The organism is Levilactobacillus zymae DSM 19395, assembly GCF_001434115.1.
GTDB classification, from domain to species: Bacteria; Bacillota; Bacilli; order Lactobacillales; family Lactobacillaceae; genus Levilactobacillus; species Levilactobacillus zymae.
Window position 1 is genome coordinate 1 of record NZ_AZDW01000018.1, and the last position, 15,988, is coordinate 15,988.

A 15,988-nucleotide genomic window follows, 5' to 3' on the forward strand; every position below is an offset into this window, starting at 1 on the left:
CAAATCGAGAATTTCCTTCCTGTTTTCTTATAGAATTCGAGTTATGTCCCAAACTCCTGCTTTTTGGTCTTAGTCGTGAGCCCCCAAAATTTGGTCACTAACGTAACTGACCTACCTGGTGGGGCATTCGGGCGGCTGGCGGGTAAACTGTAGCCAAGATGTGAAATTTTCTTTTCCATCTTTAATTATCAACAAATTTATGAGACGGGTGATTCGGCGGCTACCATCAGGCTCGGGATTCCCTTGATCATAAGGTTGAGCGGGTCTTCGCGGCAATGCGGGGGCCTTTTATTATTATAGACTTTGTGAAATTTGGGATTGACGGCCGATGGTTAATTCGGTGTAATGTTAAGCAGGAAGGGGGAATGGACATGGCAGAGGAGTCACACGAACTCGACTATGACCAGGCAAAACGGGGGGCGCAATTGTTCGTCAATCGCCACGCGAAGGCGCGCGATTTACGGGCTTTGCGAACCATGATCAACCATCGTTTACGGGGCCGCCGGGGATGGCACCTAGACACGATTCCCAACGAATCGTTGGTAATGATCGTGGCCGCATCGTTGGCCGCGGTGGTCACCGTGGTGCAGGTCGTCATGTTTTTGGCGTTAGACGCGTAATCACTACATACTTGGGTGGCTTTTGAGCCCCCAACCCCAAACAGGGAACCGGTAAACTTTATCGGTTCCCTGTTTGCAGTTGGGGATTAACGGTCGAGTTCAAAATGTTGAAGGGCTTTGGCGGCCGCTAACACGGTCTCTTGGGGCCGGTGTTGGGTCCAGCCCAGGTCGTGTTCGGCCGCTGCCGTGGTGTGGTGGTATTGGCGGTTCAACATCGGCACTAACGCCCGCAGACTGGGGACGAAGCGCGCCACGACGCGGGTTCCCCAGTTTGGCAGGGCGCGGACCTTGATATGGTGTTCGGGGAAGTGGGTCTGAAAGAGACGTTCCACGGCGAGCATCGTCAGGGATTGTGAAGCGGCTAAGTAGCGTTTTCCCTGGGCCACAGGACTTTCGAAGGCCAGCCGGTGAAGGTGGGCTAAGTCGCGGACGTCTGAGACTTCTAGGGATACGTGGGGCACCATTGGGAGACCCTTAAGCAACTGTAAGAGAATCTCGTTGGAACTGACGGCCTTGGCGGAAAGAATTGGGCCAAAGATGGCACCGGGCAAAATCGTGGTCAGTTGCAGGTCGTTGGCGTTGGCGTAATCCCAAGCGGCCGTTTCGGCGGCGACTTTAGAGATTCGGTACGGGTCTAGTTCGGGATTGTTGATATCCGTCCAGAAACTTTCATCTAGCGTGGCGGTGCTATCGCTAGACGGCGTGGAGACGGCCTGTGAGCTGGTCATCACGATCCGGGTAACGCCGGCGGTCTTGGCGGCTTTCAAAACGGTAAGGGCACCATTCTTAGCGACGTTGACCAGTTCGTCGACCGACTCGGTTCCGTTACCCATAGGGGAGGCCACGTGAATCACGCCGTCCACACCGGTGAGGTTAGCCACCCAGTTCCGATCACTGGTCAAATCGGCTTCAAAACAACTGAACTGGGCCAATTGGGCGGGGGTGACGGCCGCGGCAATCTCGTCGGTCAATCCCGCGACCTTGTTGAGTGAGCGCACACTGGTCGCCACTTGATAACCTGCCCGTAAAAATTCAACGATGACCCATCCCGCAACAAATCCGGTTCCCCCGGTAACTACAACTTTTTTCATGTGTTATTTCCTCGATTCGATTTAATTAGACAAATTAGACTAAATCTGTCTATTATTTAATTTAGACAAATAATACTATTTTATGTCTATTTTGTCAAAACAAATGTTATAATCAACCTCAAGGAGGTGGCTCATGGACCCCAAAGAAGCCTTAACCATTCGGTTGAATCACATTATTTTAAGCCAAGGATTTCGCCAATTATCAATGGTGGATTTGGCCAAACAAGCCGGCGTTAGTCGGGCCAAACTGTACATCTACTTTAAGAATAAGGACGAGATTGTGGCGGCGGTGGTTGAACGACGCTTACGTTTTCTGGAAAAGTATCCCGTGCCGGCGCAGGTCACGGCCGCAAACCTAATTCCGACTATCCTAAATTCCCTATTGTTGATGGGCTCGACCACGACTCAATTTGAACACGAATTGCAGGAGGTCTATCCGCAGCAATACCGGCTCTTTATGCAAGCCTACGACACCTATCATCAGCAGTTGTTGCTGTATTATCAGGCCGCACAGGCCCAACACTTGGTTGTGGCCGACGTGCCGGCAGATTATTTATTGTTTCAAAGTCAGGTGGCCGTCCGGGGAACCTTGCGGGCGGTCCAGACCGGTCAACTGACGCTGGAACGGGGGGAGGCCTACCTTAAGGCGGGCTTGACCCTCCAATTACGGGCCCAACTGGTCGATGCGAACCTGACGATGTCCTCGGCGACCCGGGCGTTCAGCCAGGTGATTCTTAACGAATATTACGATACTTACGCGCGGCGCAAACCGGCAGCGCATTAACGGCAAAGTGCCCATTACTCCTGAATTAGGAATAATGGGCACTTTGCGTTAGAGGGAAATTTAGTTACGTGGCCGGTCCAACCGCAGCGTCATCGCGTTGATGGCAACGATGATGGTACTAAGCGACATCACGATGGCCCCGACCATGGGGTCCAACATGAAGCCTAGGGGTGCCAGAATTCCGGCAGCCAGGGGGATGGCCACCAGGTTATACCCGGCTCCCCACCAGAGGTTTTCGGTCATCTTGCGGTTGGTGGCGTGGGCCAGCTTCAAGAAGGCCACCACGTCCGCGGGGTCGCTGGCGACTAAGATGACGTCGGCGGCTTCCAGGGCCACGTCGGTTCCGGAACCGATCGCCATGCCGATGTCGGCGCGAGCTAAGCTGGGAGCGTCGTTGACCCCGTCGCCGATGAAGAGGACCTGACCTCGTTGCTGGTACTGGCCGACTAAGCGTTCCTTATCTTCGGGCAATAGGCGGGCTTGCACCTGGTCGATTCCCACGGCTTGGGCGACCTTGGTGGCCGTTTCCTGGTTATCACCGGTCAACATGACCGGGGTGATGCCGTGCTGTTTCAGGTAGGTGACTAGTTTAGCGGCCGTCGGTTTGATCTGATCACCCTGGGCCACCAGACCTAAGACCTGGTCGTTACCAATCAGGTAGCTCAGGGAGTTGCCCTCGGCGGCCAGGGCCTGGAACTGCGCGTGGTCGTAGGCCAATTGGTGTTGGTCCAGGTAGGTCACCGCGACCAACCCGTAGGTGGTCCCGTCAATGGTCCCGAATTGCCCCATCCCGGTGACCTGATGCGGGTCTTGCGCCGCGGTAACGGTCAATCCGGCACGTTTAGCGGCGGTCAAGATCCCGGTCGCTAAGGGGTGACTCGACCCGGCTTCCAGGTTGGCCATGAGTTGTAAAATGGCCTGGTCATCGTGAGCGGACGTCAGACTGAGTAAATGGTTGACCTTGAACTGCCCCTGCGTCAGGGTCCCGGTCTTATCCATCAAGGCAAACTTCAACGCCTTGACCTGTTCGACGGCGTCGCGGTTCCGGATCAACAGCCCGTTCTGGGCGGCTAACGCGGTGCTGCGGGCGACCACCAGTGGAACGGCGAGTCCCAGCGCGTGGGGGCAGGCAATCACGAAGACCGCCACGGCCACGGAGAGGGCCCCGGCTAGGTTGGTCAGGTTGAGCCAAACGATAAAGGCGAAGATTCCCACGAAGAGGGCGGCGTAGAAGAGATAGCCGGCGACGCGGTCCGCCAGATTTTCGGAGGCGGACTTGGCGTTTTGCGCGTTTTGAATTAAGGTCATGACCTGGGCTAAATAGCCGGTCTCCCCGGTCCCGGTCACCCGAGCGGTAAAGGTACCGGTGCCGTTGACCGACCCACCGATGACCGAGTCGCCCACGGTCTTCTTGACTGCGGCGGATTCCCCGGTGACCAGGGATTCGTTAACGGCACTGCTCCCGGTCAGAATGGTCGCGTCGGCAGGAATTTGTTCCCCGGCGCGAACAACCACCGTTTGTCCGGTTTGGACGTTTGCCAAACGAACGTTGCTGACGTGCCCGGCGGCGTCCTGGACGTGAGCGACCTGGGGCAAGAGTTTCCCCAACGCGTCGACGGCCGAGCCCGCGTTCATCACGGTGTTCATTTCGATCCAGTGCCCCAGTAACATGATGTCGATCAACGTGGCCAGTTCCCAGAAGAAGTCGGTCACCACCGGCGTCACGTGAAAGAGGTTGTTCGCCACGACCGCGTAGATACTATAGAGGTAAGCCACCCCAATCCCGAGGGTGATCAGGGTCATCATGGCCGGTTTGCGGGTGGCTAATTCGCCCCGGGCCCCGCTGAAGAACGGGCCCCCGCCATAGAGAAAGAGTACCGTTCCCAAGACGGCGACCAGCCAATCACTGCCCGGAAAGGTCAGCTGAAAGGGTAGGCGCATCCCCATCATCGGGGACATCACCAGAATCGGCAGGGTCAGAATTAATGAAACCCAGAATTTACGTTTCAGGTTGCCCATGTGCATCATGTGGCCGTTGCCCATGGACATCTCACCCATGGTGTGGTCCGGCTGAGACTGGTGAGCCATGGGCATGCCGGCCATCTCGTGGTCGGGCATCTTCATAGTTGATTTTTGCTGAGTCATTAGGCGTCACAACTCCCTTCGCAATCGTCCGGTAAGCAGTCACACGGCACACTGGCCGGAGCGGTTGGTAATTTTTGTTCTAAGTGGGCAATCAGCGTTTCCACGTCGCCACGGCTCAAGTCGAGTTGGTCGACCACGTGGACTAGTGCGGTGCCGCGGTGCATCGCACACATTTGTTCTAGTTCCGTTAACAAGGCGGCGTCCATGGCAGCCTGTTCGTTAATCTGCGGCGTGTAGATGTATTGCCGTCCCTGCTTGGTGGTGCCTAACGCGCCCTTTTTGACCAGGCGCCCAATCAGTGTTTTGATGGTCGGGGCCTTCCAGTCGTGTTGTTTTTCCAATAGAGAAATAATGGTGCGGCTATCAGCCTGCTTTAGGGTCCAGACCACCCGCATGACCCGCCATTCGGCGTCGGAAATCGTGGCGGTGACTTCGGTAGTTGCCATGTGATTCACTCCTTCTTTGACTACAAATGTAATCATAATTTCTGTCATTAGTCTACAACCGGTTCCCGGTGGTGTCAAGCCACACGGTAACGGTTATGACAAATAATTCTTTAATAGATTAAAATTTCAGCAAGATTCAATGACTTTTCACTATCCTGCGGTACACTCGGTATAATAAGTAGGAGTTTTTTAGCGAAAGGAGCGTTTGACGCGTGAAAAGTTTAAAACGCTGGTTGGTGCGGTTGAGTGCCGGACTAGCCGTCTTGGCGGGCTTGACCCCCGCACTTACCGCCCACGCTGCGAGTGGTGTGACTAAGGTTCCGGCGCGAGCCGCCTATGTGATGGACGCCCAAAGTGGGCAGGCGCTATACCAACAAAACGCCAACAAGCGGTATCCCATTGCCTCATTAAGTAAGCTGTTGACGGTATACTTAACGGTCAAAGCGATTGATGCGGGTAAAATTAACTGGACGGACCAGGTGCCCGTCGACCACAATCTGATTCGGTTGAGCCACAATTCCGTGTTCTCATCGCTGCGGATGAAGGCCAGTGACCAGTTTACGGTCAAGGACCTGGTGGTGGCGGCCATGGTAGCGTCGTCGAACAGTGCGGCGTCCGCGCTGGGGGACTACGTGGCCGGCAGCAACGCCGCGTTCATTCAGGCCATGAATCAGCAGTGTCAGGATTGGGGCATCGACGCCCACTTTATCAGTTCGTCGGGGCTGGATAACTCGGACCTGAAGAGTTACGGGTATCGACTTCCCGGAACCGGGGCAACCGAGGAAAACCTGGTGTCGGCCAAGGCCATTTCCATCGTGGCCCAGCACCTGTTGAAGGCCGATCCGGAAATCACGCAGATTTCCAGCAAGACCGAAGCCACGGTCAACGGCACGAAGGTATATAACGAAAATAGTTGTTTGCCGGGCAAAACCCAGTATAAAAAGGAAAGTCAAATTGACGGGTTAAAGACCGGCTACACCGAAAACGCCAAGTTGTGCTACACGGCCACGTTTTGGGTCAACGGGGAGCGGATGATTGCGACCATCTTGGGTGGCGACACCACCTTCTCCGCGATGAACAAGTTGATCAAGCAAGTCAAACAAGAATATCAGCTCCAGCCCACGGCCCTGAACAGTCGGACCGTGACGCTGGTCAACGGCGCCAAGATCTTAGCGGCGCCGAACACCGCTCAGGTGGGGTCGTGGACCAAGGGCAATCAGACCGATACGATCACCACCAGTTTCAAACCGCAGTTGACGGCGACCCAGTTGAAAACCGGGCAGGTTCAGGCGGGCGAACCGGTGGGCGAGATGACCGTGGCCGACCAACAGACCGGCATTACCCAGCACGTGACCTACTACGCGCGCAGCAACGCCACGCTGTTTACTAGTCACCAGGCATTTCGCACGGCGACCACCCAGCCGGCCACGTTGTTGAAGACGTTGACCACGCAAACGGCGGTCTTTGACGCGGGTTAAGCGGACTGGTACACTGGTTGAGGAAACATTCGAGATAAACCTGTTATAGATTTAAGAAGGGGAACCGTTGTCGCGGTGCCCCTTTTTGCTGGGCTAAAGGTGGTCGCCGCCAATTGACCGCAACGTGGGCCGCGTGCTAGGCTCGGTCTGCTTAGTGAAAGGGGGAGGCTTAATTTTGAAGTGGTGGCAAGAGCGACAGCGGGCGTTTGCGACCCAGTTGGACGAACGAGAAATGCGGTGGGTCCGCTACCTATTGATTGGATTACTAATCGTGAGCGGAATCCTGGCGGGGATGCGACGCGCCGAACTGAGTAGTGGGGTCGTGGGCGCTTGGATGCTCTTAGTGGGCGACTACTGGGCCATCCGGCTGGCGCAGCGCCGACTGAACTTTTTACTTAGTCTACTGGTGGGGTATCTGGGCGCCCTGATTGGCGGACTGGGCCTGTTATTGGGATTCGGCCTAATTTTCGATGGTCATTGAACGTCAAGAGAGTGGGACAAAAGGCGGTTAGCTGGTGAGCATTAACGTCGTAAGGCGGATAATCCCGGGCCTGGATTAGCTGACTTACGGGGTTAAACGGAACCAGCTGCCTTTTGGCGCACGTTTCGGCACCAAATATTCGGAGACGAAAAAGAGTCTGAGACTTTTGTCCCAGACTCTTCCTACGTTTAACCGACTTTGAACTTATTGCCGAAACATGAAGATTCCCCGGACGATTTCCCCGCCAATCAACAGTAACATGACGGTCCAGGAGATGATGGTCAATGTGCTTCCCATGTGAAAGGCCTCCTCGTGAAGTTCGTAACTAGCTTTACCTTCAGTGTAAGCGCATTCCCGGTACAATGCAATAGGAACCGCTTACAAAAAAGCATTTTCGCCGGCTGATTCGGTATGATATGTAACTAATCCATCTGACTGATTTTGAGGGTGATTGATTGTCGGGCGACATCGGTGTCGGTATAGTGAAGACAATCTGAGCAAGTCCGTGCGGGGCCACGACAGGGCCGGGGGCTCGGGGCACGGCTCGCGCTAAAATCAGTGAGTAGGGGGAGTTTTCCGATGAAAAAATGGATTACGGATATCGTCCAGGAACAGACCTACGACGCCACGCGACAGGCCAAGTTCGACATTGCGACGATCGGCCAATCGATGGGGTACCAGGTGGTCAATCTTTTTCGGTACAACGATTTAAAGGAGTCCAACCAGGCGGTCCGGTCACGCATCGACGGGATCACGGAGGCCATCGCGGCCGGCGATTTGTTGGTGTATCAGTATCCGTCGTTAAACAGCGGCCGGTTTGAAAATTTCTTCGTGGACCGTATGCACCAGCGGCACGTCAAGTTCGTGTGCCTGGTCCACGACGTCGAGACCTTGCGGGACCAACGGCCGCCCAAGTGGATCGACGAGGTGGCCTACTTCAATAAGTGTGACGTGTTGATCGTCCACAACCACCGCATGGCCGCTAAGCTGCGGGAGATGGGGGTTACCACGCCGATGGTCTACCAGTATCTGCTCGACTATTTAGACGACAACCACGAACCGGACCGTTACGTGGCGACGCCCGAGGACTTTCAACGCGGGGTGGTGCTGGCCGGCAACCTGATGAAATCGCGCTACATCGCCCATTGGGACCACGCAACGCCGATTACCGCGTTTGGCAACGCCAGTCCGGAGGTCCAGGAAGAATTCGAGGCCAATCCCCAGGTGGACTATCAGGGGAAATTCTACCGCTGGGAACTGATTCAGCGCCTGCCGCGAACCTTTGGACTGGCCTGGGACGGTGACACGTCGATTTACCGGTACGACGACTATACGCGCTACAACCATCCCCACAAGGTGTCGATGTACCTGTCGCACGGGCTGCCGGTGATCGTCTGGCGCGACGCCGCGGTGGCCAAGTTGATCGTGACCAACGGGCTGGGCATCGCCATCGATAGTCTGGCCGATATCGACGCGGCGATTCAGGAAATCAGCGACCGCGAGTTGGCCCAGATGTTGGCGAACGTCAACGCCTTCGGGTACCTGATCCGCGATGGTTGGTTCACCCGCCAAGGCCTGCAGGCGGCCGAACAGAAAATCATCTCACCGCACTTTGAGGTCCCCCAAGACGATTAGGGACGCGATGATGGTGTCTGTCTTAAAAAACTAATCTAGGGAAAGCAGCGCTTCCGGACCAGTCAGAAATGGGCGGAAACGGGTTGTGGGTGGGCACGGCTTCAAGCCCGTAGCCCAGGTCTTGAAGACCGACCTTTGCCTAGGTCGGTAAAGAACACCGGCCAAGGCAAATTTCACCCCTGAGCCCATTTCTGACTGGTCCTCCAGCTCACATGAGTTATAACAATAATGGATTTCTTTCAATTTAGGGGGATGAGTGTTAAGTAATGATTGAGTTTTAAGACAGTTCCTAGCCAAAATACGTGAAATGCCCCAGTAGGCTGCAATATTGCAGCCTACTGGGGCGTTTCGTGGTTTAATTTAGGAATTAGTGACCTGAAGCATCGTGGCAAACGTGGCCGTGGTCATGCCCGGTGTGACCCGTAACCGGGCCAGGTTGTAGCGACCCTGGCTCATTTGGGCGAGGCCCTCCTGGGTGGTCAACGCGATCTGGTAGCCGGCCTGCTTCGCCAGCTTGCGGGTGGTAGCGTCGGCCCGACCAGCCGGGTAGCACAGCATTTGCGTGTTATGATTGAGGTTTTGGTCCAACCAGCGCTTAGAGGCGACTAGCTCGGTCCGCTGCTGGGCCGCAGTCAGCTCGTTGAGGTTCAGGTGCTGGACTGTGTGGCTGGCGAAGTCGACGTGGCCGGTCGCCAGCATGGTCTTCATCTGGGCCAACGACAGGTGGTTGCTCTTGTGCGTGAAGCCGGTGATCACGTTGATGGTGGCGTGCAGGTCGTATTTTTCAAGGACCGGTAACGCCCGCGTCAGGTTGTCCTTGTAGGCATCGTCAAGCGTGATCCAAACGACCTTCTTTTGCGGCACGCTGTTCGTCTTTAAGGCCCTGATGGCTTCGGCCGTGGTCAACGTGCGGTAGTGGTGGGCTTTGAGATAGGCCATTTCTTGGGCGAATTGCGCCTTGGGCACCCGCAACTGGTTACCCGTGGAAATGCTGTGGTACATCAGGATCGGCAACTGGAGCGGGTGCTTGAGCTTGAGCCATTTAGGCTGAGTGGCCGCTTGTACCTGTGGCTTTTTAGCGGGCTTTTTCTGGCTGGCGTGTCGGGTGACTTTCGGTGTGGTGGTCGGTTTAATCGTCGAACGGCTTTGCCCCCAAGCAACGCCCCCGAAAATCAGCACGACGAGTAACAGACAGCTCCCCCAAAGGAGTCCTTTTCGTTTCATGATACTTCCCCCAATAATCTTGTCTCGGTCCCGGTTCGGTCGATGACACCACGGTTTTCGCACCAGTCAGCAAGCGACCGGAACGGCGTGGCGCCAGCTGCGAGCCGGGTCCTGAGTTCATTATAGTACAGGGGGTTCAGTTTAGCTGGAAATTAACTTTAATCGGCGCGTTGGGCCAACCGCCGGTAGTAGTCGATCGAATCGGGCTCGAGGTGTAACGCCGCGATGACGTCCCTGTCGGTCAGTTGCGGGTGGTGTCGCAGATAGTTGACTAAGTAACCTTGGTACAGCGTGGTCGGGCTGAGCCGAAAGTTGGTCACGGCTTCGTCGGGGCGCAGATACTTGTGCAACCCGGGCAGCGTCAAGTGGGGGTCGGCCGCCGCGCGTTGCTTTAAAAACCAGTCGGCACACTGAAACCGGGTCTGCAGTGGGGCGAGAAAGGCCCGCAGTTGGGTCAAAAACTGTTGCTCGGCGGCCGGCCAATCGTTGGTCGCCAGTTGGGCCGTGAAGTTGGGCTTGAGGTAGACCTGAACGGGGTACCCCTTGGTGGTCAGCAACATGGCCGTCCGGGTGTAGACGTGCAAGCGGTCGTCGGCTAGCCAGGTGTCCAGGTCGTCGACCCAGCGAAAATTGACCGGTCGGGTGGCGTCCTTGGGCTTGCTTTTGAGGTCTAGCGTGGGTAGGTAAGGCGTCCAGTTGTGTGAGAACAGGAACTTGAAGTAAACGTTTAGGTGGGATAGGACCTTGTTATAGGTTTGGTTTTGAATCTGCCGGCTGTTGGTCAACATGGCCAGGTACTGTTCCACGTCGGCGGTCTGCAGCTGATTGACGCGGTGATAAGTTTGGTAGGTGGGGTTAAAGTTCTCCAGATAATGGAAGAAATCTTGGAGCGTGGCGGTATATTCGTCGCGGGTCGCCTGCGCGATGTCGCGTTTGGCGAGGTCCCGGTCGAACGCGTCCTGATAGGGATAGAGAATTTGCATGTGATGACCTCCTGACAAGAGTTACTTTAACCATAACATGCGCCTACGGGAAAGTAACCGTAGACGCATGTTTAATTTGCTTTAATTGTTAACGTGTTCTTTAGCTTGGACCTGGCGGCGCAGGGCGGTCTTCTCCTCTTCAGAGATGAAGGCACCGTTGATGGCGTTTAGCGTCAGCTGTTCCATCAAGGACCAGTCGAGACCGTAATGGTCGTGTAAGGCCATAAACTCGCCGGTCAGATCGACGTCGGATACCGTTCGGTCATCGGTGTTGATGGTGACGCACAGCCCGGCACTGAGAAATTCACTGAGCGGGAAGTCATCGTAACCGGTCACGGCCTTGGTCTGGAGGTTACTGGTCAGGCACATTTCGATGGGGGCGTTGGCCGCCTTGGCCTGGGCAATGATCTTGGGATGGCCGCTCATGTGGACCCCGTGGCCGATTCGACTGGCGCCCAGTTCGAGGGCTTCGGCAACGTTGCTGGCGGGACCGGCTTCCCCGGCGTGTAGGGTGAACGGTAAGCCGGTGGCCAGGCCGGCCGTGATGGCGGCGGTCAGGTCATGGGTCGGGTGATTGTATTCGTCGCCGGCGAAGTCCAGGCCCACGACGCCCTGGTCGGTAAACTGGGCGGCCGTTTGGAAGACCTCGATGCATTCGGCTAACGGCCGGTCGCGCATGGCACACACGATGGCGTTTACGGGAACGCCGAATTCTTGGGTCCCCCGGTGCAGGCCAATCAGCACGTGGTTGATGGCTTCCTTGATACTCAGTCCTTGTTCCGTGAAGATGGCGGGCGCAAATCGGGTTTCTAAGTAGATCAAGCCGTCTTTAGCGGCCGTGTGGACCATGTTGTAACCCGCGATCTCAAGCTGCTCGGGGGTCTGCATTAAATCGGTCACCACCTGGAACCGTTTGAGATAGTCGATCAGGCTGACCGTTTCGATGGGCGCGGTCACGAGTTCTCGTAGGGCCGCATCATCTGCGGGGAGTGACTTGCCGACCACGGCCGCCATCTGGCGAAGGGCCGGTAAGGAGATTGAGCCATCAAGGTGACAATGAAGTTCTACCTTGGGAAACTGACGAACAGCAGTTGCGGTGAATGGCGTAGCTTGAGACATACTGAATTCCTCCTTATTAAATCCCCAATCGGTTAAGGGCCAGCCAATCGGCAAACAATGAATTGGTCATTAGGCTTAATTGGATAGGCCCCTAAAGAATTGGTAGCGCTTCCTTTTAGTATACCATTTTCTTAAACTTTATTGCCGGTTTGTCAGTTGACCGTTCATAAAGTTATTTATCAACCAAACTAGTGAGACCCATCAGTAGTTCAGGCGGGACTCAATTCGCGGTAAACCCTTGTGGTTCTAGGTTTAGATGACAAATTTTACAAATTGAAAATTTGGGGTAAAACCGTTGTTTCAGAGCACGAAACATTATAGAATTAGTGTGGTCATCAAAGGTGTTATTTAATGGCCCTGAAAATTAGCTGATAACGGGGTGTGGCGTGCGCGACTTGAGCCACACCTTTTTGAAAAATGAGTATCCGGCAATCTATTAAGAGGATTAATTGAGAATGATAATTAAGAAATACAGCCACGGGGGAGTATGGCGAGTTGCTGAGGGGGAACAACTATGGAACAAATGAACACGCGCGTGACGCGGGCGGCCTGGCGGAACCAGCGCCCGAGAAAAAAACGTTACATTACGGGATTTGACGGATTAAGAACACTAGCGGTGATCGGGGTGATCGTGTACCATTTAGCCCCGTCTTCCATGCAGGGGGGCTATCTCGGGGTCCCCATCTTCTTTCTGATTTCGGGTTACCTGGTGACCTACCTGTTGATTCAGGAATGGGAAACGCACGGTGGCGTCAACTTTTTGAGCTTTTATAACCGGCGGGTCAAGCGACTCTATCCGGCGTTAGTCACCATGATTTTAGGCACGACCGCGTACATTACCCTGTTTCAGCGAAACCTGCTGGTCAATATTCGGGGGACGGTGCTCACCAATCTGGTGTACGTCTACAACTGGTTTGAGATTCATCACGGGCAATCCTACTTCGATCGGTTCAGCGGCGAATCACCGTTTACCCACCTCTGGACCCTGTCGATCGAAGGACAGTTCTACCTGGTCTGGCCGCTAGTCGTGGTCGGCCTGTTGCTGTTCTTCCGGAGCCGGATCAAGGCGGCCCTGGTGCTCTTCGCGGCGGCGATCGCCTCGGCGATTGCCATGGCCGTGCTGTACGACCCCAATAATTTGAACCGGGTCTACTACGGGACCGACACCCGGATGTTCGCCATCCTGATTGGGGCCGCCATGGCCTTTATCTGGCCGGCCTATAAGCTCAGCGGCAACGTGACGCGCAGCCACCGCCTGATGCTCGATGGTCTGGGGCTCGCGTCGTTATTGGGAACGGTGATCCTGTTCTTCAACATGAACGGGCAAGCCGCTAGCACCTACCGCGGCGGGATGTTCTGGTTTACCATGTTGTCCGCGGTCCTGGTGGCCACGGTAGCCCATCCGGGTAGCGACATGAACCGTATCCTGACCAACAAGCTCTTTAGTTACGTGGGCAAACGCAGTTACGGCATCTACCTGTACCAATTTCCGGTCATGATTTTTTACGAATCCCGCGTGCAAAACATCGGGAACCACCCGTTGTTAAACGCGCTGATCGAAGTGACCCTGATCATGGTGGTCACGGAAGCCAGCTACCGGTTGATTGAAAATCCGTTACGGCATTACCAATACGGTCGGGTATTTAGCGACGTTAAACGGTTGGTCCAACAACCGGCCGCGCACCGGGTCACCACGGTGCTGGGGGGCGTGGCGGTGGTCTGCTTCGCGCTGACCGCCGTTGGGTTCGTCCAGCAACCGGCCGCGGCAAAACCCACGGCCCTGCAACAGACCATCACCAAGCGGCAAGCCGAGGCCCAGAAACAAAACGAGGCCGCGGCGAAGAAGCAAAAGGCGCTGGCCAAGGCACAAGCCGAATCCAAGAAGAAACACGACAAGGCCGTGGCCTTCTCCAAGCTGTCCAAAGCCGACCAGAAGACGGCCAAGTACTACTTCTTGACGGCTGACGAACTGACCAGTAGTAAGCAAACGCCGTTGACAGCCATTGGGGACTCGGTGTTGCTCGATGATTCGGGCGACATTCAAAAGGTCTTCCCGGGGGCCGTGGTGGACGGTCAAGTCGGTCGCCAAGCCGCCGCGATGCCGGGCGTGATCGCCAGCATCAACCAACGGGGCCAGATGGCCAAGAACGTTCTGGTCAACGTCGGGACCAACGGGAACATCAGTCAGGCCCAGGCCGACCAAATCGTGCAGGGTATTGGTCGCGATCACCAGATTTTCTGGGTGACCGTGCACGTGCCGACGCGCGAGTGGCAAAACCAGGTCAACAGTATGATCCACAAGACGGCCAAGAAGTACCCCAACGTCCACGTGATCGACTGGTACACCAAGGCCAAAGACCATTCGTCCTGGTTCGTGAGTGACCACGTACACCCTAACGACCACGGGAACCGTTACTTTACGTCCCTGATCGCCAAGACCATTAGTCACCAACTTTCCAAATAACATAAAGCTCGTCATGCCGGTAGATTGCCGGTATGACGGGCTTTTTTGACTGGTGAATTTGGTTGGTTAGATGACCGAATGATCAGATTTCTTGATGGCCTAACTAAATGACGGGAATGAAGAGCTTCAGGCAACCGGTTTCTTGGCGTGATGCTATAATGACCCATGAATTCAGAAATGAATTCAGCATTTCATTTTTTATTGGGGGTAATGGTTATGATGAAAAAAGTTGCAATGGTTGCTGCGGCTGCGGCAATGGTCTTACCATTAGGTTTAGGGGCTATCGCACCAGCGATGGGGACCACGACCGCGTTTGCGGCGACTAAGACGGCTGCCAAGAAGACAACCTATAATCTGAAATCTGCGACAACCTTGAAGAAGACGGCTTATCACGTGAAGGCAGGCAAGCCAACGTTATTCTCCGGGGCGTTTGCGGCAGACCGCGCTAAGGTCACCTTTGCTAAGAAGGGAACTTTGAAGACGGGCACCACGTACTACGCTACGAAGAAGGTCGTGGTCACTACCAAGGCTACCAAGAAGGCTAAGGCTAAGACCATGACTTGCGTTTACGTGAAGACCGCTAACGGCAAGGTTAAAGGCTGGGTTGCGTTCGGCGATTTAGCAGCCGGCAAGGCAACTAAGAAGGCGGTCGTTAAGAAAGCAACGAAGAAGGCCACGACCAAGAAGGCTGTTAAGGCCGACAAGGCAACTGGTAAGACCTATACGTTACTGAAGGCTAAGACCTTAAAGAAGACGGCGTACCACTACAAGGCAACCGCACCAGCGTTTTATACGGGGAAATTCGCCGCTGATCAATCTAAGGTAACGTTAACCAAGAAGGGCGTTTTACCAGCAAGCAAGACGTTCTACGCCACTAAGGAAATCACGGTTAAGCAAAACAAGAAGAACGTTAAGTACCTCTACGTTACCAACAACAAGACTAAGGGCTTCGTGCAAGCTAACAAGTTGACTGCTGGGGCGTTCAAGGCCGCTGACTAATTTTCATCGCAACTTACCCAAAAATGGACTGCTCTGCGGTCCATTTTTTTGTGGACGGCTAGCTTAAAGGACCAATCTAGGGGAAACAACGCTTCCGGACTAACCCGGTCAGCAACGGGCTGGAACGGGGTGGGCACGGCTTCAAGCCCGTAACCCAGGTCTTGAAGACCGACCTTTGTCTAGGCTGACCCAAAACGCCAGCCAAGACAAATGACACCCCTGAGCCCATTTCTGACTGGTCCTCCAGCTCACATGAGTTATAGAAACAATTAAATTAGAGTCTTTAACTCGTGTCAGAGCCATTGAGTCAAAGCTAGGTTACTAGGTTGGCGATATTTCAAGTTAAATTTGCCAAATCCGACAGGCCATTATCCGTCGACAGGGTGCCCTTAAATCCGCGATATACCGGGTATGCGGGGCACTTTTTGTGGATATGACAGGCCCTAAAGTATATGGAATTCTAATAATTCTAAAAATACTAAGCTTAGAGGCATAGAAGTTACCCGACGGGGTGCTCCT

At 54.9% G+C, this 15,988-nt stretch carries 13 protein-coding genes; 7 read left to right on the plus strand and 6 right to left on the minus strand.

The window, feature by feature from the left end; translation table 11 throughout:
• Positions 1-371: 371 nt before the first annotated feature.
• On the plus strand, positions 372-620 hold the full coding sequence (locus FD38_RS04380) for a hypothetical protein (RefSeq protein WP_057731607.1): 249 nt from the start codon (positions 372-374) through the stop codon (positions 618-620).
• Positions 621-706: 86 nt separating this feature from the next.
• On the opposite strand, the gene FD38_RS04385 is transcribed toward FD38_RS04380, so the two are convergent.
• Entirely contained in the window at positions 707-1,711 is a 1,005-nt protein-coding gene (locus FD38_RS04385) for an NAD-dependent epimerase/dehydratase family protein (protein ID WP_057731610.1), read from the minus strand.
• A gap of 133 nt (positions 1,712-1,844) precedes the next feature.
• On the opposite strand from FD38_RS04385, the gene FD38_RS04390 reads away from it, so the two are divergent.
• Entirely contained in the window at positions 1,845-2,495 is a 651-nt protein-coding gene (locus tag FD38_RS04390) for a helix-turn-helix domain-containing protein (RefSeq protein WP_057731612.1), read from the plus strand.
• A 60-nt stretch (positions 2,496-2,555) separates the two neighbouring features.
• Here FD38_RS04390 and FD38_RS04395 read toward each other — a convergent pair whose 3' ends face one another.
• The gene (locus FD38_RS04395; protein WP_057731640.1) at positions 2,556-4,598 is read right to left on the minus strand and encodes a copper-translocating P-type ATPase; all 2,043 of its coding nucleotides are present in this window, start codon (positions 4,596-4,598) and stop codon (positions 2,556-2,558) included.
• 41 nt (positions 4,599-4,639) lie between these two features.
• Positions 4,640-5,086, minus strand: coding sequence for a CopY/TcrY family copper transport repressor (locus FD38_RS04400; RefSeq protein WP_057731615.1), 447 nt, complete (start codon positions 5,084-5,086; stop codon positions 4,640-4,642).
• Between the two features lie 212 nt (positions 5,087-5,298).
• On the opposite strand from FD38_RS04400, the gene FD38_RS04405 reads away from it, so the two are divergent.
• The 3 genes from FD38_RS04405 (at position 5,299) to FD38_RS04415 (ending at position 8,680) form a co-directional block, all read left to right on the plus strand.
• A complete protein-coding gene (locus FD38_RS04405; protein WP_057731618.1) occupies positions 5,299-6,564 on the plus strand; it encodes a D-alanyl-D-alanine carboxypeptidase family protein in 1,266 nt (421 codons plus the stop codon).
• A gap of 175 nt (positions 6,565-6,739) precedes the next feature.
• Complete coding sequence (locus FD38_RS04410; protein ID WP_057731621.1) at positions 6,740-7,045, plus strand: hypothetical protein; 306 nt, start codon at positions 6,740-6,742, stop codon at positions 7,043-7,045.
• A gap of 579 nt (positions 7,046-7,624) precedes the next feature.
• Entirely contained in the window at positions 7,625-8,680 is a 1,056-nt protein-coding gene (locus FD38_RS04415; RefSeq protein ID WP_057731623.1) for a glycosyltransferase, read from the plus strand.
• A gap of 360 nt (positions 8,681-9,040) precedes the next feature.
• On the opposite strand, the gene FD38_RS04420 is transcribed toward FD38_RS04415, so the two are convergent.
• From FD38_RS04420 to add, 3 genes are all read right to left on the minus strand, one after another.
• The gene (locus tag FD38_RS04420; RefSeq protein ID WP_057731627.1) at positions 9,041-9,904 is read right to left on the minus strand and encodes a polysaccharide deacetylase family protein; all 864 of its coding nucleotides are present in this window, start codon (positions 9,902-9,904) and stop codon (positions 9,041-9,043) included.
• 158 nt (positions 9,905-10,062) lie between these two features.
• Positions 10,063-10,887: a phage integrase N-terminal SAM-like domain-containing protein gene (locus FD38_RS04425; RefSeq protein ID WP_057731630.1), complete on the minus strand. Its 825-nt coding sequence runs from the start codon at positions 10,885-10,887 to the stop codon at positions 10,063-10,065.
• An 81-nt stretch (positions 10,888-10,968) separates the two neighbouring features.
• A complete protein-coding gene (gene add, locus FD38_RS04430; protein WP_057731632.1) occupies positions 10,969-12,006 on the minus strand; it encodes an adenosine deaminase in 1,038 nt (345 codons plus the stop codon).
• A gap of 514 nt (positions 12,007-12,520) precedes the next feature.
• On the opposite strand from add, the gene FD38_RS04435 reads away from it, so the two are divergent.
• Both FD38_RS04435 and FD38_RS04440 read left to right on the plus strand, forming a co-directional pair.
• Complete coding sequence (locus tag FD38_RS04435; RefSeq protein WP_057731635.1) at positions 12,521-14,470, plus strand: acyltransferase family protein; 1,950 nt, start codon at positions 12,521-12,523, stop codon at positions 14,468-14,470.
• 216 nt (positions 14,471-14,686) lie between these two features.
• Positions 14,687-15,469, plus strand: coding sequence for a hypothetical protein (locus tag FD38_RS04440; protein WP_057731637.1), 783 nt, complete (start codon positions 14,687-14,689; stop codon positions 15,467-15,469).
• Positions 15,470-15,988 lie beyond the last annotated feature (519 nt).

Excerpts from the sequence above, each read along its gene's own strand:
- FD38_RS04380 (WP_057731607.1), top strand. The coding sequence starts at position 372 with ATGGCAGAGGAGTCACACGAACTCGACTATGACCAGGCAAAACGGGGG.
- FD38_RS04385 (WP_057731610.1), bottom strand. The coding sequence starts at position 1,711 with ATGAAAAAAGTTGTAGTTACCGGGGGAACCGGATTTGTTGCGGGATGG.
- FD38_RS04390 (WP_057731612.1), top strand. The coding sequence starts at position 1,845 with ATGGACCCCAAAGAAGCCTTAACCATTCGGTTGAATCACATTATTTTA.
- FD38_RS04395 (WP_057731640.1), bottom strand. The coding sequence starts at position 4,598 with ATGGCCGGCATGCCCATGGCTCACCAGTCTCAGCCGGACCACACCATG.
- FD38_RS04400 (WP_057731615.1), bottom strand. The coding sequence starts at position 5,086 with ATGGCAACTACCGAAGTCACCGCCACGATTTCCGACGCCGAATGGCGG.
- FD38_RS04415 (WP_057731623.1), top strand. The coding sequence starts at position 7,625 with ATGAAAAAATGGATTACGGATATCGTCCAGGAACAGACCTACGACGCC.
- FD38_RS04420 (WP_057731627.1), bottom strand. The coding sequence starts at position 9,904 with ATGAAACGAAAAGGACTCCTTTGGGGGAGCTGTCTGTTACTCGTCGTG.
- FD38_RS04425 (WP_057731630.1), bottom strand. The coding sequence starts at position 10,887 with ATGCAAATTCTCTATCCCTATCAGGACGCGTTCGACCGGGACCTCGCC.
- add (WP_057731632.1), bottom strand. The coding sequence starts at position 12,006 with ATGTCTCAAGCTACGCCATTCACCGCAACTGCTGTTCGTCAGTTTCCC.
- FD38_RS04435 (WP_057731635.1), top strand. The coding sequence starts at position 12,521 with ATGGAACAAATGAACACGCGCGTGACGCGGGCGGCCTGGCGGAACCAG.
- FD38_RS04440 (WP_057731637.1), top strand. The coding sequence starts at position 14,687 with ATGATGAAAAAAGTTGCAATGGTTGCTGCGGCTGCGGCAATGGTCTTA.